Annotated in this window: 25 protein-coding genes and 1 tRNA gene; 14 read left to right on the top strand and 12 right to left on the bottom strand. The window is 57.6% G+C overall.

The window, feature by feature from the left end; genetic code table 11:
• Positions 1–76 precede the first annotated feature (76 nt).
• Positions 77–1,543 (top strand): MFS transporter, encoded by a 1,467-nt coding sequence (locus AC27FC_RS18185; RefSeq protein ID WP_048979127.1) that lies wholly within the window; start codon positions 77–79, stop codon positions 1,541–1,543.
• Positions 1,544–1,583: 40 nt separating this feature from the next.
• Here AC27FC_RS18185 and AC27FC_RS18190 read toward each other — a convergent pair whose 3' ends face one another.
• Positions 1,584–2,006, bottom strand: coding sequence for a MarR family winged helix-turn-helix transcriptional regulator (locus tag AC27FC_RS18190; RefSeq protein ID WP_033146671.1), 423 nt, complete (start codon positions 2,004–2,006; stop codon positions 1,584–1,586).
• A 147-nt stretch (positions 2,007–2,153) separates the two neighbouring features.
• Here AC27FC_RS18190 and AC27FC_RS18195 point away from each other — a divergent pair, with 147 nt between their 5' ends.
• The 9 genes from AC27FC_RS18195 (at position 2,154) to ureG (ending at position 8,797) form a co-directional block, all read left to right on the top strand.
• The gene (locus AC27FC_RS18195) at positions 2,154–3,167 is read left to right on the top strand and encodes an alpha/beta hydrolase (RefSeq protein ID WP_033146672.1); all 1,014 of its coding nucleotides are present in this window, start codon (positions 2,154–2,156) and stop codon (positions 3,165–3,167) included.
• 144 nt (positions 3,168–3,311) lie between these two features.
• Positions 3,312–4,139, top strand: coding sequence for an urease accessory protein UreD (locus AC27FC_RS18200; RefSeq protein WP_196355085.1), 828 nt, complete (start codon positions 3,312–3,314; stop codon positions 4,137–4,139).
• A gap of 10 nt (positions 4,140–4,149) precedes the next feature.
• Positions 4,150–4,452: an urease subunit gamma gene (locus AC27FC_RS18205; protein WP_006811999.1), complete on the top strand. Its 303-nt coding sequence runs from the start codon at positions 4,150–4,152 to the stop codon at positions 4,450–4,452.
• 10 nt (positions 4,453–4,462) lie between these two features.
• Positions 4,463–4,777: an urease subunit beta gene (locus AC27FC_RS18210; protein WP_143346475.1), complete on the top strand. Its 315-nt coding sequence runs from the start codon at positions 4,463–4,465 to the stop codon at positions 4,775–4,777.
• A complete protein-coding gene (gene ureC, locus AC27FC_RS18215) occupies positions 4,770–6,473 on the top strand; it encodes an urease subunit alpha (protein WP_094935300.1) in 1,704 nt (567 codons plus the stop codon). Before AC27FC_RS18210 ends, ureC begins: the two co-directional genes overlap by 8 nt.
• Before the next feature lie 9 nt (positions 6,474–6,482).
• Positions 6,483–6,947, top strand: a complete 465-nt coding sequence (ureE, locus tag AC27FC_RS18220) for an urease accessory protein UreE (protein ID WP_196355099.1) — start codon at positions 6,483–6,485, stop codon at positions 6,945–6,947.
• A gap of 9 nt (positions 6,948–6,956) precedes the next feature.
• Positions 6,957–7,496, top strand: a complete 540-nt coding sequence (locus tag AC27FC_RS18225; protein ID WP_029741751.1) for a HupE/UreJ family protein — start codon at positions 6,957–6,959, stop codon at positions 7,494–7,496.
• Complete coding sequence (locus AC27FC_RS18230; RefSeq protein ID WP_196355086.1) at positions 7,496–8,170, top strand: urease accessory protein UreF; 675 nt, start codon at positions 7,496–7,498, stop codon at positions 8,168–8,170. The genes AC27FC_RS18225 and AC27FC_RS18230 overlap by 1 nt, the downstream gene beginning before the upstream one ends.
• Before the next feature lie 9 nt (positions 8,171–8,179).
• Positions 8,180–8,797, top strand: a complete 618-nt coding sequence (ureG, locus tag AC27FC_RS18235; protein ID WP_014071813.1) for an urease accessory protein UreG — start codon at positions 8,180–8,182, stop codon at positions 8,795–8,797.
• A 44-nt stretch (positions 8,798–8,841) separates the two neighbouring features.
• Here the strand turns inward: ureG and tsaD are convergent, their stop codons facing one another.
• Entirely contained in the window at positions 8,842–9,855 is a 1,014-nt protein-coding gene (tsaD, locus tag AC27FC_RS18240; protein WP_029741753.1) for a tRNA (adenosine(37)-N6)-threonylcarbamoyltransferase complex transferase subunit TsaD, read from the bottom strand.
• Positions 9,856–10,091: 236 nt separating this feature from the next.
• Between tsaD and rpsU the strand changes: the two genes are divergently transcribed.
• The 3 genes from rpsU (at position 10,092) to rpoD (ending at position 14,169) form a co-directional block, all read left to right on the top strand.
• Positions 10,092–10,307, top strand: a complete 216-nt coding sequence (gene rpsU, locus AC27FC_RS18245; RefSeq protein ID WP_487160254.1) for a 30S ribosomal protein S21 — start codon at positions 10,092–10,094, stop codon at positions 10,305–10,307.
• 115 nt (positions 10,308–10,422) lie between these two features.
• Positions 10,423–12,168, top strand: coding sequence for a DNA primase (gene dnaG / locus AC27FC_RS18250; RefSeq protein WP_023333458.1), 1,746 nt, complete (start codon positions 10,423–10,425; stop codon positions 12,166–12,168).
• A gap of 153 nt (positions 12,169–12,321) precedes the next feature.
• Positions 12,322–14,169 (top strand): RNA polymerase sigma factor RpoD, encoded by a 1,848-nt coding sequence (rpoD, locus tag AC27FC_RS18255; protein WP_023309228.1) that lies wholly within the window; start codon positions 12,322–12,324, stop codon positions 14,167–14,169.
• Positions 14,170–14,276: 107 nt separating this feature from the next.
• Here the strand turns inward: rpoD and mug are convergent, their stop codons facing one another.
• Positions 14,277–14,783: a G/U mismatch-specific DNA glycosylase gene (gene mug / locus AC27FC_RS18260; protein ID WP_029741755.1), complete on the bottom strand. Its 507-nt coding sequence runs from the start codon at positions 14,781–14,783 to the stop codon at positions 14,277–14,279.
• Positions 14,784–14,908: 125 nt separating this feature from the next.
• Here mug and AC27FC_RS18265 point away from each other — a divergent pair.
• Positions 14,909–14,984, top strand: a tRNA-Ile gene (locus tag AC27FC_RS18265).
• An 81-nt stretch (positions 14,985–15,065) separates the two neighbouring features.
• Here the strand turns inward: AC27FC_RS18265 and AC27FC_RS18270 are convergent.
• From AC27FC_RS18270 to AC27FC_RS18310, 9 genes are all read right to left on the bottom strand, one after another.
• On the bottom strand, positions 15,066–15,266 hold the full coding sequence (locus tag AC27FC_RS18270) for an ogr/Delta-like zinc finger family protein (RefSeq protein ID WP_029741756.1): 201 nt from the start codon (positions 15,264–15,266) through the stop codon (positions 15,066–15,068).
• Positions 15,267–15,333: 67 nt separating this feature from the next.
• A complete protein-coding gene (locus AC27FC_RS18275; RefSeq protein WP_094934435.1) occupies positions 15,334–16,488 on the bottom strand; it encodes a phage late control D family protein in 1,155 nt (384 codons plus the stop codon).
• Complete coding sequence (locus AC27FC_RS18280) at positions 16,485–16,949, bottom strand: phage tail protein (protein ID WP_023309232.1); 465 nt, start codon at positions 16,947–16,949, stop codon at positions 16,485–16,487. Before AC27FC_RS18280 ends, AC27FC_RS18275 begins: the two co-directional genes overlap by 4 nt.
• 11 nt (positions 16,950–16,960) lie before the next feature.
• Complete coding sequence (locus AC27FC_RS18285; protein ID WP_487160255.1) at positions 16,961–19,240, bottom strand: phage tail tape measure protein; 2,280 nt, start codon at positions 19,238–19,240, stop codon at positions 16,961–16,963.
• On the bottom strand, positions 19,233–19,352 hold the full coding sequence (locus AC27FC_RS18290; RefSeq protein ID WP_023616176.1) for a GpE family phage tail protein: 120 nt from the start codon (positions 19,350–19,352) through the stop codon (positions 19,233–19,235). Before AC27FC_RS18290 ends, AC27FC_RS18285 begins: the two co-directional genes overlap by 8 nt.
• Positions 19,353–19,384: 32 nt before the next feature.
• Positions 19,385–19,693: a phage tail assembly protein gene (locus AC27FC_RS18295; protein WP_033146681.1), complete on the bottom strand. Its 309-nt coding sequence runs from the start codon at positions 19,691–19,693 to the stop codon at positions 19,385–19,387.
• Between the two features lie 56 nt (positions 19,694–19,749).
• Positions 19,750–20,268: a phage major tail tube protein gene (locus AC27FC_RS18300; RefSeq protein ID WP_023309235.1), complete on the bottom strand. Its 519-nt coding sequence runs from the start codon at positions 20,266–20,268 to the stop codon at positions 19,750–19,752.
• 11 nt (positions 20,269–20,279) lie between these two features.
• Positions 20,280–21,467 carry a phage tail sheath protein gene (locus AC27FC_RS18305; RefSeq protein ID WP_033146683.1) on the bottom strand — a complete coding sequence of 396 codons (1,188 nt, stop codon included), beginning with the start codon at positions 21,465–21,467 and terminating at the stop codon, positions 20,280–20,282.
• Positions 21,468–21,525: 58 nt separating this feature from the next.
• Positions 21,526–22,119 carry a recombinase family protein gene (locus tag AC27FC_RS18310; RefSeq protein ID WP_094934438.1) on the bottom strand — a complete coding sequence of 198 codons (594 nt, stop codon included), beginning with the start codon at positions 22,117–22,119 and terminating at the stop codon, positions 21,526–21,528.
• Positions 22,120–22,197: the final 78 nt, after the last annotated feature.

Here is a 22,197-nt window from a genome sequence, read left to right on the forward strand (position 1 = left end):
ATAGCCAAATGTGATTTTGGTCACCTTCTGCCTGTGGTAACTGTTAGAGACACAACACAACCACACAAAAAGAAAAATGGCAGAAATCACAGAACCAACTCCCCTTTCAACGGCAGGAAGCACCCCGGATGGCGACATCCAGTGGGTGCGCAGCGCGTCGGACGTATCACGCCTCGTTAATGACGGCTCTCAGGGCCGGGCAAACGCCCGTATCGTGGTCAGTATCGCGCTGGGCGGTATTTTCCTCGATGCCTACGATCTGGGCGCGCTGGCGTTCGGCATTAAAGACATCACCCGCGAATTTAACCTGACGCCCGCCGGGACCGGTATGGTGGCCTCGGCGATTACCTTTGGCGCCATTGTCGGGGCGCTGCTTGGCGGCTATCTCACGGATAAAATCGGGCGCTACCGCGTTTTTATGGCTGATATGGTGTTCTTCGTGGTGGCAGCGATCGCCTGTGCGCTGGCCCCGAACGAATATGTGCTCGCGGGCGCCCGCTTTGTGATGGGGCTAGGGGTCGGGATCGACCTTCCCGTGGCGATGGCGTTTTTAAGCGAGTTCGCCAGGCTAAAAGGGCCCGGAAATAAGGCCTCCAGCGTCGCGATGTGGTGCCCCACCTGGTATGCCGCCATCAGCATTTCCTACCTGCTGGTGCTTTTCTTCTACGCCGTGCTGCCGGAAAGCCACAGCGACTGGCTGTGGCGTTTGATTCTCGGCTTTGGCGCAGTGCCCGCGCTGGTGATTATCGCCATCCGCAGCCGCTATATGAGCGAATCTCCGGTCTGGGCGGCGAATCAGGGCAACCTGAAAGAGGCGGCGTCAATTTTACGCCAGTCGTATAACATCAATGCCCACGTGCCGCAGGACGCGCTCGGCCAGCCCGCACCCGTCGTGAATAAAGCGAAATGGTCAAACTATCTGAACCTGTTCCGCGGCATCTACTTACGCCGCACGACGCTCGCCACGCTGCTTTCCGTCGTCTCGTCGTTTGCCTATAACGCCGTGGCGTTTGGCCTGCCGGTGATCATCTCCAGTTTCTTTGTCCAGTCGATGCTGACCACCATTCTGATCTCGCTGGCGCTTAACCTGCTGTTCGCGTTTGTCGGCGGACTGCTGGCGGTACGCTACGTGCCGCGCTTCGGCGCCTGGCGGATGTCGCTGGCGGGTTATGCCTGCCAGCTTGTCGCATTGCTTGGCCTGGCGCTGATTGGCCGACCGGAAGGTGCCTCTGAAGGCGTGCTTGCTGTGGCGATGCTGGCGCTTTTCCTGTTCGGTCAGGGCTTCGGCCCGGGCGCGCATACCATGACGTTCGCCTCCCTGAGCTACCCGACCTCGCTGCGCGGCGTGGGCGTGGGCCTCAACCAGACGCTGATGCGCAGCAGCTCGACGCTGTCGCTGTTTCTGTTCCCGCTGCTGGTGGCGTCGCTGGATACCGCCGTCTTCTGGGTGATTGCGCTGGCGCCGTTTATCGGCCTGGCGTCGCTGCTGGCGATCCGCTGGGAGCCGTCCGGGTATGACGTGGATGCGGAGGACTACCGGTAACGACACATCACTTCGGTGGGTTCACCCCGCCGAAGGGTTCTTACAAATCGTCGAGCAGCGTCCGGGAGAGTTTTTTTAGCGTCTCAAGCTCATCGTCATTCATCCGCATGTTGCAGCGAATCTGGTCCGGCAATGCCATCACCCGTTTCTTCAGGTCTTTGGCCTTGTCGGTCAGTACAACATTTTTCATCCTTTCATCACCCACAACCGCGATACGGTTGAGAAATCCTTTTGCCTCAAGCTTTTGTACAAGCGGGGTCAATGTGCCCGAATCAAAAAATGTCTTATCGCTGAGATCGCGAAGTGGGATGTTGTCTTTCTCATAAAGCGCCATCAAAACAACGAATTGCGGATAGGTTAGATCCATCTCTTGCAGTAAAGGGCGATACTGGCGAACGAACGCGTTGGTGACCGAGTACAGCGAGAAACAAAGTAAATCGTCTAGTGTTTTGTTTTCTTTCATTTTTCTATCAACTCCGAATCGGTTTCCTGAAAAAATTATAAATAATGTTTGACTAAAAGTATCTTGCGCGAAAGTATTATACCAACAACTAAATAGCGCACTACATAGTTATCTCATCCGATCAAATACGCTTAAAGAGGTACTACCATGAAAACACTAACCGCCATCCTGGTTTCTTCAGTCTTCGCGTCAGCTGCGGCATCCGCTCAAACCACCAATACCCCAACCCCGACCGCAGGCGTACAGGCATTTCTTAATGTTTTGAATTCCGGCAAGGGTAAGCCAATGGAACAGATGACCCCGCAGGAGGCCCGCCAGGTACTGATTGGCGCACAGCAAGGCGCAAAACTGCCGCCCGCTCAGGTCTCTGAAAAAACGATCCAGGTAAATGGCCAGGCGATAAAACTGAAAATAGTGAAACCTGAAAACGCCAGCGGCACGCTCCCCGCTTTTATGTTCTTTCACGGCGGCGGCTGGGTGCTGGGTGACTTCCCTACCCACGAACGCTTAATCCGCGACCTCGTTCGCGCTTCGGGTGCCGCTGCGGTTTACGTCGATTACACTCCGTCACCTGAGGCCCATTTCCCGGTAGCAATTAATCAGGCCTATGAAGCGACAAAATGGGTCGCCGGGCACGGTCAGGAAATTGGCGTGGACGGTAGCCGTCTGGGTCTGGTGGGTAACAGCGTGGGCGGCAACATGGTGGCTTCGGTGGCGCTGCAGGCCAAACAGTTCAATGGGCCAAAGATTCGCTACAACGTCATGCTCTGGCCGGTTACCGATGCGAACTTTGATACTGCCTCGTATAACCAGTTCGAAAATGGCTATTTCCTGTCGAAAAACATGATGAAATGGTTCTGGGATAACTACACCACCAGCGCTGCCGATCGCAACAATATCCTTGCCTCTCCGCTTCGCGCCAGCACCGCGCAGCTGAAAGGCTTCCCCGAGACGCTGATCCAGACAGCGGAGCTGGACGTTCTGCGGGATGAAGGTGAAGCATTCGGGCGTAAACTGGATGCGGCTGGCGTCCCGGTGACCGTCACGCGCTATAACGGCATGATCCACGACTACGGCCTGCTTAACCCGCTGAGCCAGGAGCCAACGGTGAAAGTTGCCCTTGAGCAGGCAGGTGCAGCATTGCATGAACACCTGAAGTAGGATCGTCATTCATCTACAGAGCACGGCCCCGGCCGTGCTTTTGTATTTCTCCTGCCTGGCCATCCATAAGCGACTCGTATGACAGCCTTCATTTCCGCCAGGGCATACTGAAACGTATCCCGATGGTGTGGAAATGGATGCAGCATGTTAGCAGCTCAGGTCACTGATAATACGTATAAAGGCTGGCAGGCGTCGCTTGCCCTGCAGTTTTGTCACACCCCTGAGAAAACCCTCCTGCACTCCGCCCACCACGTCGGGCCGCTCACCGTTCAACGTCCGTTTTACCCCGAAGGGGAAACCTGCCACCTTTACCTTCTGCACCCGCCCGGCGGGATCGTGGGCGGCGATACGCTGGACATTTCCGTTCGGCTGGACGCCAAAAGCCACGCGCTCATCACCATGCCCGGGGCGAGCAAGTTCTATCGCAGCAGCGGCCCGCAGGCGCGTCTGAACCAGCATTTTTACCTCGATGAAGATTCCACGCTGGAGTGGCTCCCGCAGGACACCATTATCTTCCCCGGCGCGAATGCCGCGCTGCGCTCCGTCTTCCACCTGAAGGCCTCCAGCACGCTGCTGGCGTGGGAGCTGTACTGCCTGGGGCGTCCGGTGATCGGTGAGACCTTTAGCCACGGCACGCTGGAAAGCCGCCTTGAAATCTGGGTTGAAGACGAACCGCGCCTGATCGAGCGTCAGCATCTTAGCGACGGCGATCTCACGCCCGTCGCCGGACATCCGTGGCTCGGCACGCTGCTGTTCTATCCGGCCAAAGAAGAACATCTCGACGCGGTGCGCGAACGGCTCGCACCGCTGGAAAATTATGCAGGTGCAACGCTCACCGATGACCTGCTGTCGGTGCGTTTTCTCTCCAACGACAACCTGATTTGCCAGCGGGTGATGCGCGACATCTGGCAGTCGCTTCGCCCGCTTCTCACCACCAAAACCGCCTGTTCGCCGCGTATCTGGCAGACATAAGAGAAACATTATGGAACTGACCCCCAGAGAAAAAGACAAGCTGTTGCTGTTCACCGCCGCGCTGGTTGCCGAACGCCGCCTCGCGCGCGGGGTAAAGCTCAATTACCCGGAATCGGTCGCGCTGATCAGCGCCTTCATTATGGAAGGCGCGCGCGATGGCGAAACCGTCGCCTCGCTGATGGAAGCGGGCCGCCACGTCCTGAGGCGCGACCAGGTCATGGAGGGCGTCCCGGAGATGATCCCGGATATTCAGGTCGAAGCCACCTTCCCGGACGGATCGAAGCTCGTCACCGTCCACAACCCGATCGTCTAAGGAGCGCGTGATGATCCCAGGTGAATACCAGATCCAGCCCGGAACGATTGCCCTCAACGTCGGGCGTGAAACCCAACGCGTGGTTGTCGAAAATCACGGCGACAGGCCGATCCAGGTCGGATCGCACTACCACTTTTACGAGGTCAACCCGGCGCTGAAGTTCGATCGGGAAGCCTCCAAAGGCTACCGACTGAACATCCCGGCGGGCACCGCCGTACGCTTCGAGCCCGGCCAGAAGCGGGAAGTGACGCTGGTTCAGGTCACGGGGGCGCAGCGCATTTTCGGCTTTCGCGGCGAGGTGATGGGCGAGGTGAAACATGGCTGAGATTTCGCGCCGGGCGTATGCCGATATGTTCGGCCCCACCACCGGAGATAAAGTGCGGCTGGCCGACAGCGAGCTGTGGATCGAAGTGGAAGACGATCTCACGGTCTACGGCGAAGAGGTCAAGTTCGGCGGCGGAAAGGTGATCCGCGACGGCATGGGTCAGGGGCAGATGACCGCTGACGGCTGCGTGGATCTGGTTCTTACCAACGCGCTGATCGTCGATCACTGGGGGATCGTAAAAGCCGATATCGGCGTCAAGGACGGACGGATCTTCGCCGTCGGCAAAGCCGGGAACCCGGACATTCAGCCCGGCGTGACGATCCCCATTGGCGCGGCAACGGAAGTCATTGCCGCCGAGGGGAAGATCGTCACCGCCGGCGGGATCGACACCCACATCCACTGGATCTGCCCGCAGCAGGCGGAAGAGGCGCTGGTTTCCGGCGTCACCACCATGATCGGCGGCGGCACCGGACCGGCGGCGGGCACCAACGCCACCACCTGCACGCCGGGGCCATGGTATATCGCCCGCATGCTGCAGGCTGCCGATACGCTGCCGGTGAATATTGGCCTGCTCGGCAAGGGTAACGGCTCCAGCCCGGACGCCCTGCGCGAGCAGATTGCCGCGGGCGCCATCGGGCTGAAGATCCACGAAGACTGGGGCGCGACGCCCGCGGCAATTAACTGCTCGCTGGAGGTGGCTGACGAGATGGATATTCAGGTGGCGCTGCACAGCGACACGCTGAACGAGTCCGGGTTTGTCGAAGACACGCTGGCAGCCATCGCCGGACGCACAATCCACACTTTCCACACCGAAGGCGCGGGCGGCGGCCACGCGCCGGATATCATCACCGCCTGCGCGCATCCGAATATTCTGCCCTCTTCCACCAACCCGACCTTGCCCTACACGGTGAACACCATCGACGAGCATCTCGACATGCTGATGGTTTGCCATCACCTCGATCCGGATATCGCCGAGGACGTAGCGTTTGCCGAATCCCGCATTCGTCGTGAAACCATCGCCGCTGAAGACGTGCTGCACGACATCGGCGCGTTCTCGCTCACCTCGTCAGATTCGCAGGCCATGGGCCGCGTCGGGGAAGTGATTATCCGCACCTGGCAGGTGGCGCACCGCATGAAGGTCCAGCGCGGCGCCCTGCCGGAAGAGACCGGCGATAACGACAACTTCCGCGTGAAGCGCTATGTCGCCAAATACACCATTAACCCGGCGCTCACCCACGGCATCGCCCATGAAGTCGGTTCGATTGAGGCGGGCAAGCTGGCGGATCTCGTGGTCTGGTCTCCGGCGTTCTTCGGCGTCAAACCCGCCACCATCGTCAAGGGCGGGATGATCGCCTGCGCGCCGATGGGCGATATCAACGCCTCGATCCCCACGCCGCAGCCGGTGCATTACCGCCCGATGTTTGGCGCGCTGGGCGCCGCGCGCCACGCTACCCGACTGACGTTTATCTCGCAGGCCGCCAGTGCGAACGGCATTCCGCAGCAGCTCAACCTGCAGAGCGCCACCGCGGTGGTGAAAGGCTGCCGGACGGTGAAAAAGGCGGACATGATCCACAACGGCCTGCAGCCGAATATCACCGTGGACTCGCAAACCTACGAGGTGCGCGTCGACGATGAACTGATAACCAGCGAACCGGCTGACGTTCTGCCGATGGCGCAACGCTATTTCCTGTTTTGAGGAGTGATGATGATCTATTTAACCCAACGCCTGGACCATGCGCACCCGATTACCGCCAGCGTCACGCTGCCGATTGACGTGCGGGTGAAAAGCCGCGCCCGCGTAGCGCTGAACGACGGACGCGAAGCCGGGCTGATGCTGCCGCGCGGCCTGCTGCTGCGCGGGGGCGACCTGCTGACTACCGACGACGGCAGCGAGGTTGTCGAGGTGATCGCCGCCCCGGAGTCCGTATCCGTGGTGCGCTGCGCCGATCCGTTCCTGCTCGCCCGCGCCTGCTACCACCTGGGCAACCGCCACGTGCCGCTGCAGATCATGCCCGGCGAGCTGCGCTATCACCACGACCACGTTCTCGACGACATGCTGCGCCAGTTCGGGCTGGACGTGACCTACGCCAGCCTGCCGTTTGAACCGGAAGCGGGCGCTTACGCCAGCGATGCCCACAGCCACAGCCATTCTCACGCTCATTCACATTAAGGATCCATCATGCGCAAGTATTTACCGCTGTTACTGCTGGCTTTTTCCGTTCCCGCGCTCGCGCATCCCGGCCACGGTACCGACAGCTTTCAGGCCGGTTTTCTCCACCCGCTGACAGGGCTCGATCACCTGCTGATGCTCACCGGTGCTGGCGTGCTCTCGGCCCTGAGCGGCCGCAAACTCCTGCTGCCGTTTGCCACCCTCGGGATGATGCTTGTCGGCGCCATTGCGGGCAGCCTGCTCGGCGGCTTCAGCGGCATGGAGATGCTGATTATCGCCTCGCTGGCGGTATCCGGCGTGATGATGTTTAAAACTGAAAACCGTCTGCTGCTGGCGGTACCTGCCCTGGCGATGTTCCACGGCTGGGCGCACGGCGTGGAGATGTCTGGCCACAGCTTCTGGCTCTTCACCAGCGGCTTTATGCTCGCCAGCGCCACGGTGCTGTGCGCCAGCTTTGCTGCGGGGCTGCTGCTGCGCCGTCACGACGGCCTGCGTAAAACCTTCGGCGGCGGGCTGATTGTCTCCGCCCTGCTGGCGCTGATGAGCTGATGGAACACGCCCGCCAGAGGCTACGCCTGATGCAGCTCTCAAGCAGCAGCCTGCCGGTCGGGTCGTTTACCTGGTCGCAGGGGCTGGAGTGGGCCGTTGAGGCAGGCTGGGTCACCGACGCCGACGCGTTCAAACGCTGGCAAATCCACCAGATGGAGCAGAGCTTTTTCTGCGTCGATCTGCCGCTGTTTATCCGTCTTTATCAGGCCTGTGAGCAACGCTCTCTTACAAAAGCAAAACGCTGGACGGCATACCTTCTCGCCTGCCGGGAAACGCGCGAGCTGCGCGAAGAGGAGCGCAACCGTGGGGCGGCGTTTACGCGGCTGATTAAAAGCTGGGAACCTGACTGTCCGCCCGAATGGCTGCCGCTGTTTATGCAAAGCCAGCTCTGCGGCATGGCCTGGCTCGGCGTGCGCTGGGGCATTAGCGCGCACGAGCTGGCGCTGAGCCTCGGCTACAGCTGGATGGAGAGCGCGGTGATGGCGGGCGTCAAGCTGGTGCCGTTTGGGCAACAGGCCGCGCAGCAGCTGATTATCGAACTGGGCGACCATTACGCCGCCGGGCTTGAACAGGCATTTTTACGCAGCGACGACGCGCTGGGGGCAGCAACGCCGCTGTCCGCCATCGCCTCCGCGCGCCACGAAACCCAATATTCACGACTATTCCGTTCCTGAGGAGTCAACATGGCTGATTACAAACATCCCCTGCGCGTAGGCGTGGGCGGCCCGGTAGGATCGGGCAAAACCGCGCTGCTGGAAGCGCTCTGCAAGGCGATGCGCGACACGTATCACCTGGCGGTGGTCACGAACGATATCTACACCAAAGAGGATCAGCGCATCCTCACCGAGGCAGGCGCGCTGGAGCCGGAGCGCATCGTGGGCGTGGAAACGGGCGGCTGCCCGCATACCGCCATTCGTGAAGATGCGTCGATGAACCTGGCGGCGGTGGAGGCGTTAAGCGAGAAGTTCGGCAATCTGGATCTGATCTTCGTGGAAAGCGGCGGAGACAACCTGAGCGCGACGTTCAGCCCGGAGCTGGCGGATCTGACCATCTACGTGATCGACGTGGCCGAAGGGGAAAAAATCCCGCGCAAGGGCGGGCCGGGGATCACCAAATCCGATTTTCTGGTGATCAATAAAACCGACCTCGCGCCGTACGTCGGTGCGTCGCTGGAGGTGATGGAGCGCGACACCAACCGCATGCGCGGCGAGCGCCCGTGGACCTTTACCAACCTGAAAGCGGGCGACGGTCTGGCGACGATTATTGCGTTTCTGGAAGAGAAAGGGATGTTGCGGGTGTAGGGCCATAATACCCTCTCCCTGTGGGAGAGGGTTAGGGTGAGGGATTACGCCTCCGGCAGTTCCGCCAGCGGCCAGCGCGGACGCACGGACACGCTCAGGTCGGACGTTGCGCCCGCGTTCAGGCGCACCATTCCGGCGTAAGCGATCATCGCGCCGTTGTCGGTGCAGAATTCCGGACGGGCATAGAACACTTCCCCGCGACGCTTTTGCATCATCTCGGCGAGCTTCGCGCGCAGCGTGCGGTTAGCGCTCACGCCACCAGCCATCACCAGACGCTTAAAGCCGGTCTGATCCAGCGCGCGCTTGCACTTGATCATCAGCGTGTCCACCACCGCATCTTCGAACGCGCGGGCGATATCGGCGCGGGTCTGCTCGCTGTCATCGTTATTGCGAATCGTATTCGCCGCGAAGGTTTTCAGCCCGGAGAAGCTGAAATCCAGCCCTGGACGGTCGGTCATCGGACGCGGGAAGACAAAGCGCCCTTCCGTTCCCTGCGACGCCATTTTCGACAGCATCGGGCCGCCCGGATAATCCAGACCCAGCAGCTTGGCGGTTTTATCGAACGCTTCACCGGCGGCGTCGTCGATCGACTCGCCCAGCAGCTCGTACTTGCCAATCCCCGTTACGCTAATCAGCTGCGTATGACCGCCGGAGACCAGCAGCGCCACAAACGGGAACTCAGGTGGATTCTCTTCCAGCATCGGCGCCAGAAGATGCCCTTCCATATGGTGAACCGGGATCGCCGGCACATCCCACGCAAACGCCAGCGAACGGCCAACCGTCGCGCCGACCAGCAGCGCGCCGACCAGGCCCGGGCCTGCGGTATAGGCCACAGCGTCGATATCGTTTGAACTCAACCCGGCCTCTTTCAGCGCCGCCTGAATCAGGGGAACCGTTTTACGCACGTGGTCACGAGAGGCCAGTTCAGGTACGACGCCGCCGTAGTCAGCGTGCAATTTCACCTGACTATACAGCTGGTTGGCCAGAAGCCCTTTTTCGTCGTCGTAAATGGCGATGCCGGTTTCATCGCAGGATGTTTCAATACCCAGTACACGCATGACTTGTTTTACCTCGTTTCAATACCGCGCAGTGTAGAGCCTGGGCGGGTTGATGTAAAACTTTGTTCGCCCCAGGAAGAAGGCTCGTGTATACTCCTCACCCTTATTAAAGTCCCTTTCAAAATCGCATCGGTGCTTTACAAAGCAGCAGCATTTGCAGTAAAATTCCGCACCATTTTGAAATAAGCTGGCGTTGATGCCAGCGGCAAACCGAATTTATTAAAGGTGAGAGTTACATGCCGGTAATTAAAGTACGTGAAAACGAGTCGTTCGACGTAGCACTGCGTCGCTTCAAACGTTCATGCGAGAAAGCAGGTGTTCTGGCTGAAGTTCGTCGTCGTGAGTTTTATGAAAAACCAACGACCGAACGTAAGCGCGCTAAAGCTTCCGCTGTGAAACGTCACGCGAAGAAACTGGCTCGCGAAAACGCACGCCGTACTCGTCTGTACTAATTGGTTGAGGGCCTCAGCCCTCAATTGACAGACAGAGTAATAGTCGTAAGGCCGTGCTTCCGGAAGGAATGCGCGGCTTGTTTTCGTTTATGAGTCACTAAAAATAACGGGGCATATGGCCGGAAGAATCCCACGCGTTTTCATCAATGACCTGCTTGCCAGAACCGACATCGTCGATCTCATCGACGCGCGGGTAAAGCTAAAAAAGCAGGGCAAGAACTACCATGCGTGCTGTCCGTTCCATAACGAAAAAACCCCCTCCTTCACCGTAAACGGTGAAAAGCAGTTCTACCATTGCTTCGGCTGTGGCGCACACGGTAATGCCGTCGATTTTTTGATGAACTACGACAAGCTCGAGTTCGTTGAAACCGTCGAAGAGCTGGCGGCGATGCATAACCTTGAAGTGCCGTATGAAGCAGGCAGTGGGCCAAGTCAGATCGAGCGCCATCAACGGCAAACGCTGTATCAACTGATGGATGGCCTGAATTCGTTTTACCAACAGTCTCTTAAGCACTCTGCGGCTGAGCCTGCGCGTCAGTATCTGAACAAGCGCGGACTGAGCGACGATGTCATTGCGCGTTTCGCTATTGGTTACGCCCCGCCCGGCTGGGACAACGTGTTAAAGCGTTTTGGCGGCAATAGCGAAGATCGTAAGTCTCTCATCGATGCAGGCATGCTGGTCACCAACGACCAGGGACGAAGCTACGACCGCTTCCGCGAACGGGTGATGTTCCCGATCCGCGACAAGCGTGGCCGGGTAATTGGTTTTGGTGGTCGCGTGCTGGGTGATGCCCTGCCGAAATACCTCAACTCCCCGGAAACCGATATTTTCCATAAGGGCCGCCAGCTGTACGGCCTTTATGAGGCGCAGCAGAATAATGCGGAACCTCCGCGTCTTCTGGTCGTCGAAGGCTATATGGACGTCGTGGCCCTGGCGCAGTACGACATCAACTACGCGGTTGCGTCGTTAGGAACGTCCACCACCGCCGATCATATTCAACTGCTGTTCAGGGTGACCAACAACGTCATCTGCTGTTACGACGGTGACCGCGCAGGGCGCGACGCCGCCTGGCGCGCGCTGGAAACCGCGCTACCCTATATGACCGACGGGCGTCAGCTACGCTTTATGTTTCTGCCCGACGGTGAAGACCCGGATACGCTGGTGCGTAAAGAGGGCAAAGCGGCGTTTGAAGCGCGGATGGAGCAGGCTCAGCCGCTCTCCACGTTTTTGTTTAACAGCCTGATGCCGCAGGTCGATTTGAGTACCCCTGACGGGCGCGCGCAGCTCAGTACGCTGGCGTTGCCGTTAATCAGCCAGGTGCCCGGCGAAACGCTTCGCATCTATCTGCGTCAGGAGTTAGGCAACAAGCTCGGCATTCTGGATGACAGCCAGCTTGAACGTTTAATGCCAAAACAGGCTGAAAACGGTGCGGTTCGCCCCGCGCCTCAGCTAAAACGCACAACCATGCGTATACTGATAGGGTTGCTGGTCCAAAACCCCGAGCTTGCGCCGCAGGTGCCATCTCTGGCGGGTTTAAACCACGAAAAATTGCCCGGACTTGGCTTATTTTCAGAACTGGTCAATACGTGTTTGTCTCAGCCAGGTCTGACCACCGGACAACTTTTAGAGCACTATCGCGGCACAAAAGAGGCCGCTACCCTTGAAAAATTGTCGATGTGGGACGATATAGCAGATAAGGACATTGCAGAAAAAACGTTCACCGACTCACTCAACCATATGTTTGATTCGATGCTTGAGCTGCGCCAGGAAGAGTTGATTGCTCGCGAGCGCACACACGGTTTAAGCAGCGAAGAACGCCGGGAGCTCTGGATGATTAACCAGGAACTGGCGAAGAAATAAAAAATTTAACGGCTTAAGTGCCGAATATCGATCGGGAAGCCCCCGGCAGCCGCACTGAGAGGCAGCGGCAAAAATATAAGTACGCCCTCGCTTTAAAGGTTGGCAGCCCCATCGCCGACACCAATCAAACGAATTAAGTGTGGATACCGTCTTATGGAGCAAAACCCGCAGTCACAGCTGAAACTTCTTGTCCAACGTGGTAAGGAGCAAGGCTATCTGACCTATGCCGAGGTCAATGACCATCTGCCGGAAGATATCGTCGATTCAGATCAAATCGAAGATATCATCCAAATGATCAATGACATGGGCATTCAGGTGATGGAAGAAGCACCGGATGCCGATGATCTGTTGCTGGCTGAAACCTCCAACAACACTGACGAAGATGCGGAAGAAGCTGCTGCACAGGTACTGTCCAGCGTGGAATCTGAAATCGGGCGTACCACTGACCCGGTCCGCATGTACATGCGCGAAATGGGTACCGTTGAACTGTTGACCCGCGAAGGCGAAATTGACATCGCAAAACGCATCGAAGACGGGATCAACCAGGTTCAGTGCTCTGTTGCCGAGTACCCGGAAGCGATCACCTATCTGCTGGAGCAGTACGATCGCGTTGAAGCGGAAGAAGCGCGCCTGTCTGACCTGATCACCGGTTTTGTCGACCCGAACGCTGAAGAAGATATGGCGCCAACCGCCACTCACGTCGGTTCAGAACTGTCTCAGGAAGAGATGGATGATGACGAAGACGAAGATGAGGAAGAGAGCGACGACGACACCGCGGACGATGACAACAGCATCGACCCGGAGCTGGCGCGTGAGAAATTTGCCGAGCTGCGTACCCAGTACGAAGTGACGCGTGACACCATCAAAGCGAAAGGCCGCAGCCATGCCGCCGCTCAGGAAGAGATCCTGAAGCTGTCTGAAGTCTTCAAACAGTTCCGCCTGGTGCCAAAACAGTTCGACTACCTGGTGAACAGCATGCGCGTGATGATGGATCGCGTACGTACCCAGGAACGCATCATCATGAAGCTGTGCGTTGAGCAGTGCAAAATGCCGAAGAAGAACTTCATCACCCTCTTCACCGGCAACGAAACCAGCGAAACCTGGTTCAACGCGGCTATCGCGATGAACAAGCCGTGGTCTGAAAAACTGCACGACGTGAAGGACGATGTGCATCGCGGCCTGCAGAAACTGCATCAGATTGAAGAAGAGACCGGCCTGACCATCGAGCAGGTTAAAGACATCAACCGTCGTATGTCCATCGGTGAAGCGAAAGCCCGCCGAGCGAAGAAAGAGATGGTTGAAGCGAACTTGCGTCTGGTTATCTCTATCGCCAAGAAATACACCAACCGTGGTCTGCAGTTCCTGGATCTGATTCAGGAAGGTAACATCGGTCTGATGAAAGCGGTAGATAAGTTTGAATACCGTCGTGGTTACAAGTTCTCCACCTACGCAACCTGGTGGATCCGTCAGGCTATCACCCGCTCTATCGCGGATCAGGCGCGCACCATCCGTATCCCGGTGCATATGATTGAGACCATCAACAAGCTCAACCGTATCTCTCGCCAGATGCTGCAGGAGATGGGCCGCGAGCCGACGCCGGAAGAGTTGGCCGAGCGCATGCTGATGCCGGAAGACAAGATCCGTAAAGTGCTGAAGATCGCCAAAGAGCCAATCTCCATGGAAACACCAATCGGTGATGATGAAGATTCGCATCTGGGTGATTTCATCGAGGATACCACCCTCGAGCTGCCGCTGGATTCTGCCACCACCGAGAGCCTGCGCGCTGCGACGCACGACGTTCTGGCTGGCCTGACCGCCCGTGAAGCAAAAGTCCTGCGTATGCGTTTCGGTATTGATATGAACACCGACCACACGCTGGAAGAAGTGGGTAAACAGTTCGACGTTACCCGTGAACGTATCCGTCAGATCGAAGCGAAGGCGCTGCGTAAGCTGCGTCATCCAAGCCGCTCTGAAGTGCTGCGTAGCTTCCTGGACGACTAATCGGTCCTGACAGTGAAAAAGCTCCCTTCGGGGAGCTTTTTTTTGTTTATTCCCTCTCCCTGTGGGAAAGAGTAAGGGTGAGGGTGAGGGCATCAGGCCTCAAAGGATTACAGCCCCCGCACCATCAGCGCCTCATCCAGCTCCCGATACGCCTCCACCAGCTTATCCAGCGTCGCCCTGTTGAGCCCGCTCGGGTTCGGCAGCACCCACACCTGCGTCACGCCAATCATGATGCTCTGCTTGCCCCACTGCGTTCCACGCTGGCTAAACGCCTGCTCGTAGGCCTGCTTGCCGAGGATCGCCAGCGCGGCGGGCTGATAATCCTCTATCTTCTTGATCAGCTCCCGCCCGCCGCTGCGCAGCTCATGCAGGTTGACCTCGCTTGCCTGCACCGTAGGCCGCTCGACCAGCATGGTGATCCCGCAGCGCGTATCCAGCAGATGCTGCTCCTCTTCGGGCTTGAGTAGCCTGTCGGTAAACCCGGCCTGGTAGATCACCTTCCAGAAGCGATTACCCGGATGGGCAAAGTGAAAACCGGTGTGCGCCGAGGACTTACCCGGGTTGATTCCGCAGAACACCACCCGCAGGCCAGGGGCCAGAATATCGTTGATCATCTTTACTCCCGATCGATACATCGTCAGGGAAGTATAAAGGATTGATTATGCGTTGTTTATAAAAACAGCAGGCAGGTGTGAATGGCTGGATTGCTGCGGGGAGTTACTTTATAATTCACCGCCACGGCCCCTTAGCTCAGTGGTTAGAGCAGGCGACTCATAATCGCTTGGTCGCTGGTTCAAGTCCAGCAGGGGCCACCAAATTTTAGTTTTAGAATCATATGATTAAGCCACTCAATTGAGTGGCTTTTTTATTGATTTTTTGAGCCGGCAACGCAGCCGCTAACCGTGGTTTAGCGAAGCCGTTCGGACACGCTCAGAGGCGCCCGGGGTCGCAATCAGGCGCTCCACGGACTCCATCGTCACGAACGTACAGCTGCAGTCTACATTGGTGCACTGGTGATAGCGCTCTTTGGTATTTTCACTTAGATAGCGACTGGTACGCGCATGCGCAGAGTGCTTGCACTTAGGACAATGAAACATGTACCCCTCCACTTGATTCACATTTTGTGAATCAATAATACCCAAAATAAAACCAATAGCAACTACATTACTCACTATCAACAGTAAATTTTTCGTCGCTGACGTTCAGCTCAAGCTTAAGCTGCGTGGTAAATCCGCTATCGTTGAGGGTATGCACCACCTCGCTGATGATCCACGCCTGCTCGTCGATGACGCGTTTAAAACCGTTTACCAGCACCGGCGTTTCGGGGAACAGATCGGCGCGTCCCAGGGCAAGCTGGATGGAAAACTCTACGGTTCCCCGCTGAAGCGCGCGCCACTTAGCCTCTGCGGCCCTGAGCGCCTGCTCTTCAGAGGCATAAACCGTGGTGAGCTCAAATACGTTTTCCGCCGATCCCACCAGCCTCTCTTGCGGTTTCTGCTCCTTGCCTGCTGCTCCCGCTACCGGTGCGGCGGCATCCGGGTGCTGCAGTGCTTCTGTCTGCTGCCCTCCGGACTGACGAGCAATACTCAATTGAGGATTTTGTTGTTTGGGGTCACGCGTTTGCAGCCATTTGGCCGTTACGCCGGAATAATTTTCACGGTCAGCTATGGAAAAAAGGTGCTTATCTCCATCCCCACGTTCAATCATCATTAAGGAAAGCGGAGTGCCGCTGGCCGTCACGGCCTGGCCCGCTTTCATAAAGATAATCTTCCCGGCTTTGATTGAAACAAATGCTCCATTACGTTCAGCAAGGCGGGAGAGGAAGGCCGCGTCTGTCTCCTGAGACTGGTCAATATGAGAGATGGCGATGGATGCAAGCCCCGACGCGACGCTGGCGGTCAACTGGTTACGCTGAGCGATGGTATCGACTATCGCGCCAATCGTCGTGTCATGCCACGACTGTTCGCGCCGCACGTTTAGCTTTCCACGAAAATCTGCGCTGAATCCCTGGATGGTCAGCGTGTCCGGCGCGCCCCGGAAATGAATCGCATCAATCGTAAAGTCCCCTTTCTCCTCGAGCGGGGTTCCCTCCCATCCCAGCCATAAGGACAGCCTTGCCCCCCGGGCAGGCAAGTCCAGCAGCCCGTCGGAATCATCCAGCAGAATATCCAGCTGATCGGCTTCCAGCCCCCGTTTGTCGGTCATGGTCAGGCTGATAAGACGATGGCTGAAATTTTGCGTGATATCACGATCGTCAAGCTTAAGCATAAAATCAGGGGCGATTTTTCCACCCGCCCGGATATTCATTTCGGTGATCATCCCACCAGCCCTCCAATGCTATTCCGTGCGCTTTCCACCAGCTCTGAGGCCTGCGTTCGCAGGTCGCCAAACGTCGTCATCAGCGATTCGTCCACGCGTTTTAGCGACAGGGTAAACTCAATTTTTCGGGCGGTACCGTCACTGTAAAAATCCGAATGCGTGTGCGTGACTTTCTCAATGACAAACATGCCGTGAATGATGCCGGTACCGTCTATCAACGGCCATGCCCGCCCCTCATTTGCCATCAGCTCAACCGCCTTGAGGGAAAGCCGCCCTCCCGTGAGTTCCGGGTAAAGTAAGCCGGAGAGGCTAAAGGATGTCTCACCTTCGCCAAGGTACTGCCAGGCTTTGGGTTTCCCGATGCGAGCGCTGGATGCCCAGCGGTAGTCTTTTGTGAATATCATTGACTGATACGGTAAGGTTCGTCGTTCAAAGACAAACAGACCCAGCACCATTAACATTTTTTCTCTCCTCAACCATACATAAAGCTGGATTGCTGCCGTCTCGCTTTATCCTGTTCAATGCTATCTATCGTCTCCCGGATTTGACGCGTCAGATCCGTTCCGGAGGCCGTGCTCCCCTGCAGCGTGATGTTATATTCGCTTTTACTCTGATCGACGTAAGAGCGTCCTCCAGTAGCGATGGTCGGCTGATACCCCAGGCTGCCGCCAGAGATCCCCGCGCCCGGAATATAAGCGCTGCCCGCCGGTGAGGATGCCGCTTCTGCTTTTGCCGCAGCGGCGTCGAGATCGCCCGACTCGTTTTTGATAATACCGAGCTTCTCCAGCAGCCAGCTGGCCTTGCCGCTCAGGCTATTAAAGAGATCGAGCGGTGCCATTAACGCATCGCCCAGCGCCTGACCAAAAATCACGCCAGCGTTTTTACAGCCATCCAGCGTTTCCTGCGTCGCCTTGATCGGCGTAATCAAGTCGGTGAACCATTGCCAGATACCGCCCAGCTTCTCCGAGATAGCGTCAAACACCGCCATTACCGGTGAGAACAGCGCACCCAGCGGTGCGAAAGCCGTCGAAAGTCCTTCCATCACCCCGCCAAAGAAGGCGCTGATGGGCTCCCAGTATTTAAAAATCAGTAAGGCACCGGCAGCAATCGCCGCGCCAAGGGCAATCACCGGCCAGCTAAGGGCCCCCAGCACCGTCATGATGGCGCCGCCCACCACGCTGAATACCGTTCCCAACATCCCGGCCGCGGTAATAACCATATTGACGCCCGTCAGAACCGGGCCGAGAACCGTGCCTACGCCGCCCAGTACGCCAGCAAACGCCTGCGCGCCGACAACGATGCTGGCGAGGGTCTGCGTCAGCTCAGGGTTGGCATTCACCCAAAGGGAGGCCGTGCCAAGCCAGCCGGTTGCGGTTGTTATCAGGTTGCGCAGAGCGCCATCCGCTTTATCAAATACATCAATCTTCAACCCGTTCCACGCGGCCTGGAATCGGTTGATATCGCCGTCAAGATTATCGGTCTGCACGGAAGCCGCGAGCGCGGTACTGCCCTTTGCCCCCTGCAACTGCTGGCGTTTTTCATCAAGCGATCCATCACCCGCAGCGGAAGCCAGCGCCCCCGCGGCTTTTATGGCATCCGGAGTCTGAACATGGCGCAACATCGCGCTGAGCGCGTCCCCCGCGGCAGCGCCTTTCATTCCTTTTTCTGCCAGAACGCCAAGCAGCGCGGTGGTCTCTTCAAGCCCCATACCGGCGGCACCCGCAGCGGGCGCAGCAGAGGTGACGGCCGCCACCATCGCAGCGAGGCTGGTATTCGAAGAGGCAGAACCGCGCGTAAGCACATCTGCGATGCGTCCCGCGTCCGCATCGGCCAGGCTATACGCGGCCTGCGTGCTGGCGATCATATCGGCCGCTTTAGCCGCGTCGACACTCCCCGCCAGGCTGAGGTTGACCGTTGGCGCGGTGGCCGCAAGTAGCCCATCGGCGTCATAGCCTGAACGAGCCAGTTCGGTTTGTGCCCGGAGGACCGTATCTGCAGGTACTCCGGTCCTGGCGCTGACCTCCCGCGCCTGCTGGCGAATGGCCTCAAGCCGGGAATCCCCCTTCGCCAGGCCAAGGTTTGCCTGAATGGCCGACATCTGCTTTTCAAAGCTGATGCCAGGGGCGATAAACCGGGACGTCTGGTCAAAGCCCGCTTTTGCGATGCCCACGCCCGTATTCGCAAGCTGACGCACCCGCGCGGTAACGCGTTTGCCTGACTCGTAGCGATTCTGAACGACACTCAGCCGCTCCTGCTGCTGATTGACGCGGGCCAGCGCATCCCGCTGTCGGTTAAGCTGCTGCGTTTTTTCGCTGATGTGACTTTTTAAACGACGTTCATCCGACGAGAGCGTGCGCGTGTTCACTCCCGCCTGAGCGAGTTCAGTACGCTGACGCTGTACCGAGTAGCGTAAGCTGTTGTACTCATGCTTCAGGTCGACTGCCGATTTTCGGGCTGCAGTCAGCGCATCAGCCTGCGCCTGGGTGGGGTTTTGCGTGTTTTTAAACTGTACCGCCAGCGCCGCGGCCTGCTGTTTCGCCTGAGCAAGCGACTGCTCCGTCGTGGCGAGCCGGGCATTTGCTTTTCTGAAGCCGTTAATGCGCCCCGCCTGCTCATCGAGCGCCCCCAGCGCCGTCTGCGCATCGCGGATATCGCTCGCGAGAGTGAGGCTGGCGTTCTGGAGAGCGTTAAGCGGTCGGGTTGCCCGGTCGACTGCCTTAAGCAGCTCCTGAAGACTGACATTATTACTCATGGTGGTTTCCGCTTCGCTGCAGCGCTTTTTCGCGCCATAAGAGGAGTTCGGTCACGCTAAGGGAGTACAGTTCTGACGGCGGCCAGTGAAAAATCACCGCGATATCCGCCATCAGATCGTCGACCGACACATTTTCGGGAAATTTTAGCGAGCCGAAGCCGGTGACAAAAAACCGATCACCTTACCTGCAAAAGAGAGCAGATCGCAGGCATCCAGGCGTGCAACCTCATGCTCGGTCAGCGCCGGCGAGGTCATTCGCGGCAGCACCTTAATCAGCGCATCCACGTCAGATTGCGCCAGCGACGCCAGCGATACGCCGCGCAGGGTCCCCGCATTGGGTTTTGCGACGGTCACCTTTTCGATTTTTTGCTCGCCGCGCTGAACGGGGCTATCAAGCGTGACGATGTGTGGGTTTTCACTTTCGTTCATGGCGGTCTCGTTGATATGTTCCATTTCGTTACTCTTCAGAAAGTTAACTCACCGGCCGGTAATCCCGGCCGGTTAAAGGGTTACAGGCCGATGGCCTTACGGTGTTCTGCCAGGCGATCGACCCCGTCGACTTTGAGCACCATGTTGATGATGTCGATTTCGATGATCTCTTTGCCATCAATGGTCAGCTGGTAGTAAGCGCACTCGGTGGACATCTTGGTGGTGCCGCTCTCGCCCTGCTTGTTTTCACCGCCATCAAACTCTTTATGACGGCCGCGCATGACGATTTCGACGGCGGAGATTTCGCCGGTATCATCGCGCTGATAAGAGCCGGTAAAGCGCAGCGGCACGCTGTCCGCGCCCGGAGAGGCATACTGCGCCCACAGCGCGGCGTCCGGCAGGCCGCCAACGGTCCACTCCAGCGCCAGGGCATCATCGTCCAGGCCGAGGTCGACAGAAACCGAGCCCGGCATACCGCCGCCGCGATACTTTTCCAGCTTGCGGGTCAGCTTCGGTAAGGTGACAGACTCGACAACGCCCATGTAGCTCAGGCCATCATTGAACATATTCAGGTACTTAAGTTTGCGTGGTAACGCCATGCTTCAGCTCCTTAGCTGTTAACCGAATCTGACAGGTCTGCCAGATAGGTATCGGTGATGCGCTGGCGCAGGGTCAGATTTTCCAGCGGCGGGACGGGGGTGTAGTCGTAATCGATATACAGTTTCCCCGCTTTCAGGGTGGATGCATCGTTCGACTCAGGGTCATACCAGCAGGAGCCGTCGACGATATAGCCGTTGGTTTTCAGCTCGCGGAACTTGGCGTTAATACCGGAAACGATGTCGCGAATAAGCGTTGGCGTGATGGGTTTATCCATCGCCCACGCGTGCGCTTCCGCCATGGTATCGGCCAGCACCTGCGCGGTACGGGTGTAGTTTTCAAAGACGAATAACGGGTCGTCTGAGCAGGTACGGTTACCCCAGAATTTAAAGCCGTCGTTGCGAATCAGCGTGGTGACGCCAGCCTGGTTAAGCAGGTTCGCATCGGTAGCCTGTTCCTGCAGATCCCAGGAGACAGAGGCGCTTACGCCAGTAACGCCGTTGACGCCAACGTTTGACAGGGTTTTATGCCAGCCCATGGTCTGGTCGATTTTGGCGCGCAGGCCAAGCGCGCGGGCGGTCGCCCAGGCCGTCGTCGTTGCGTTCGTGGTGGTATCCCATGCCAGAAAATCAGGATGGATAACCATCAGCTCGCGCTGGCTGAAGTTTTTGCGATAATTAATCGCTTCAGAAATGGTTTTACATCCCCATGCGCTGACATAGCCGAACGCGCGCAGGCTCTGGCACATGGCGGCCAGTGCGGTCGCCACTTCCTGAGAGTCCAGCCCCGGCACGCCGAGAATACGTGGCTTAACGCCGGTTACCGTTTTCGCTGTGAGAAGCGCCTTCAGACCGGTATATTTACCGTTTTCATCGGTAGTACCGATGATGTTGGAAACGGTCTGCTTGCGCGCCTCTTCCGGGGTTTCAGCGGTACCTTCGGCCACGCGAACAACAACGACAACCGGTTTGCACTGGTCGGCGATCGCTTGCAGAGAAGCGGACAGCGTCCCCGCCTTGCCGGCTTTCGCAATCGCGTTTTGCACGTTGGTAATGAGCACGGGCTCGTTTAAAGGAAATGTCTTGTCGTCAGCATCGCTGGCCGTACAGACCATGCCGATGATTGCCGTCGAGACGGTGGAAATGGTGCGGGTGCCATCGTTGATTTCGATAACTTCCACGCCGTGGTGAAAATCACTCATCCGTTTAACTCCTTGGTTAGTTGGTGAGTGATATTGTCGCGGCTGGGCTTGCTATGAGCTAACCATCCCTGTCCAGCGGCCGCTGGCACAACGATTGTCCGACTATCGTGGCGGGGAATTTTTTATAAAGCGTGGAAATACCCACATCAAAAATTAACGCAACGCGCTGTCGGGATTCCCCGGCAGCAATCAGCCTGCCAGCCTGAGCCCATTCATCCTGCGTCAATTTAGGGCGTCTGCCACCAATTCGTCCCTGTTCCCGCGCTGCGGCTAGCCCGGCGCACGTCCTCTCAACAATGAGTTCACGCTCCATTTCAGCAAGCGCCCCCATGATATGGAAGAAGAAACGACCCATTGGCGTTGAGGTATCAATGCTATCAGTCAAACTGCGGAAGTTAATGCTTCGATGGCGTAGTTCCTCGGTCATTGAAACGAGGTGGCGCATACTGCGCCCGAGCCGATCAAGTTTCCATACAACGAGAGTATCGCCCGCATTAAGTTGTCTGAGGGCTCGATTGAGTCCCGGTCTGTTTGTCGATTTACCGCTGATTTTATCTTCAAAAATGAGCTCACATCCTGAACGCTGTAGTGCGTCACGCTGTAAGGCGGTGTTTTGTTCATTTGTTGACACGCGTACGTATCCAATAAGCATGGTATTTCTCTCCGTCAAAACCGGAAATCATGCCATTTAATGGATAAACACGCATTTTCTAAAACCTTGGTTTGGGAG

This window comes from Enterobacter sp. C3_dUdeg, assembly GCF_057536195.1.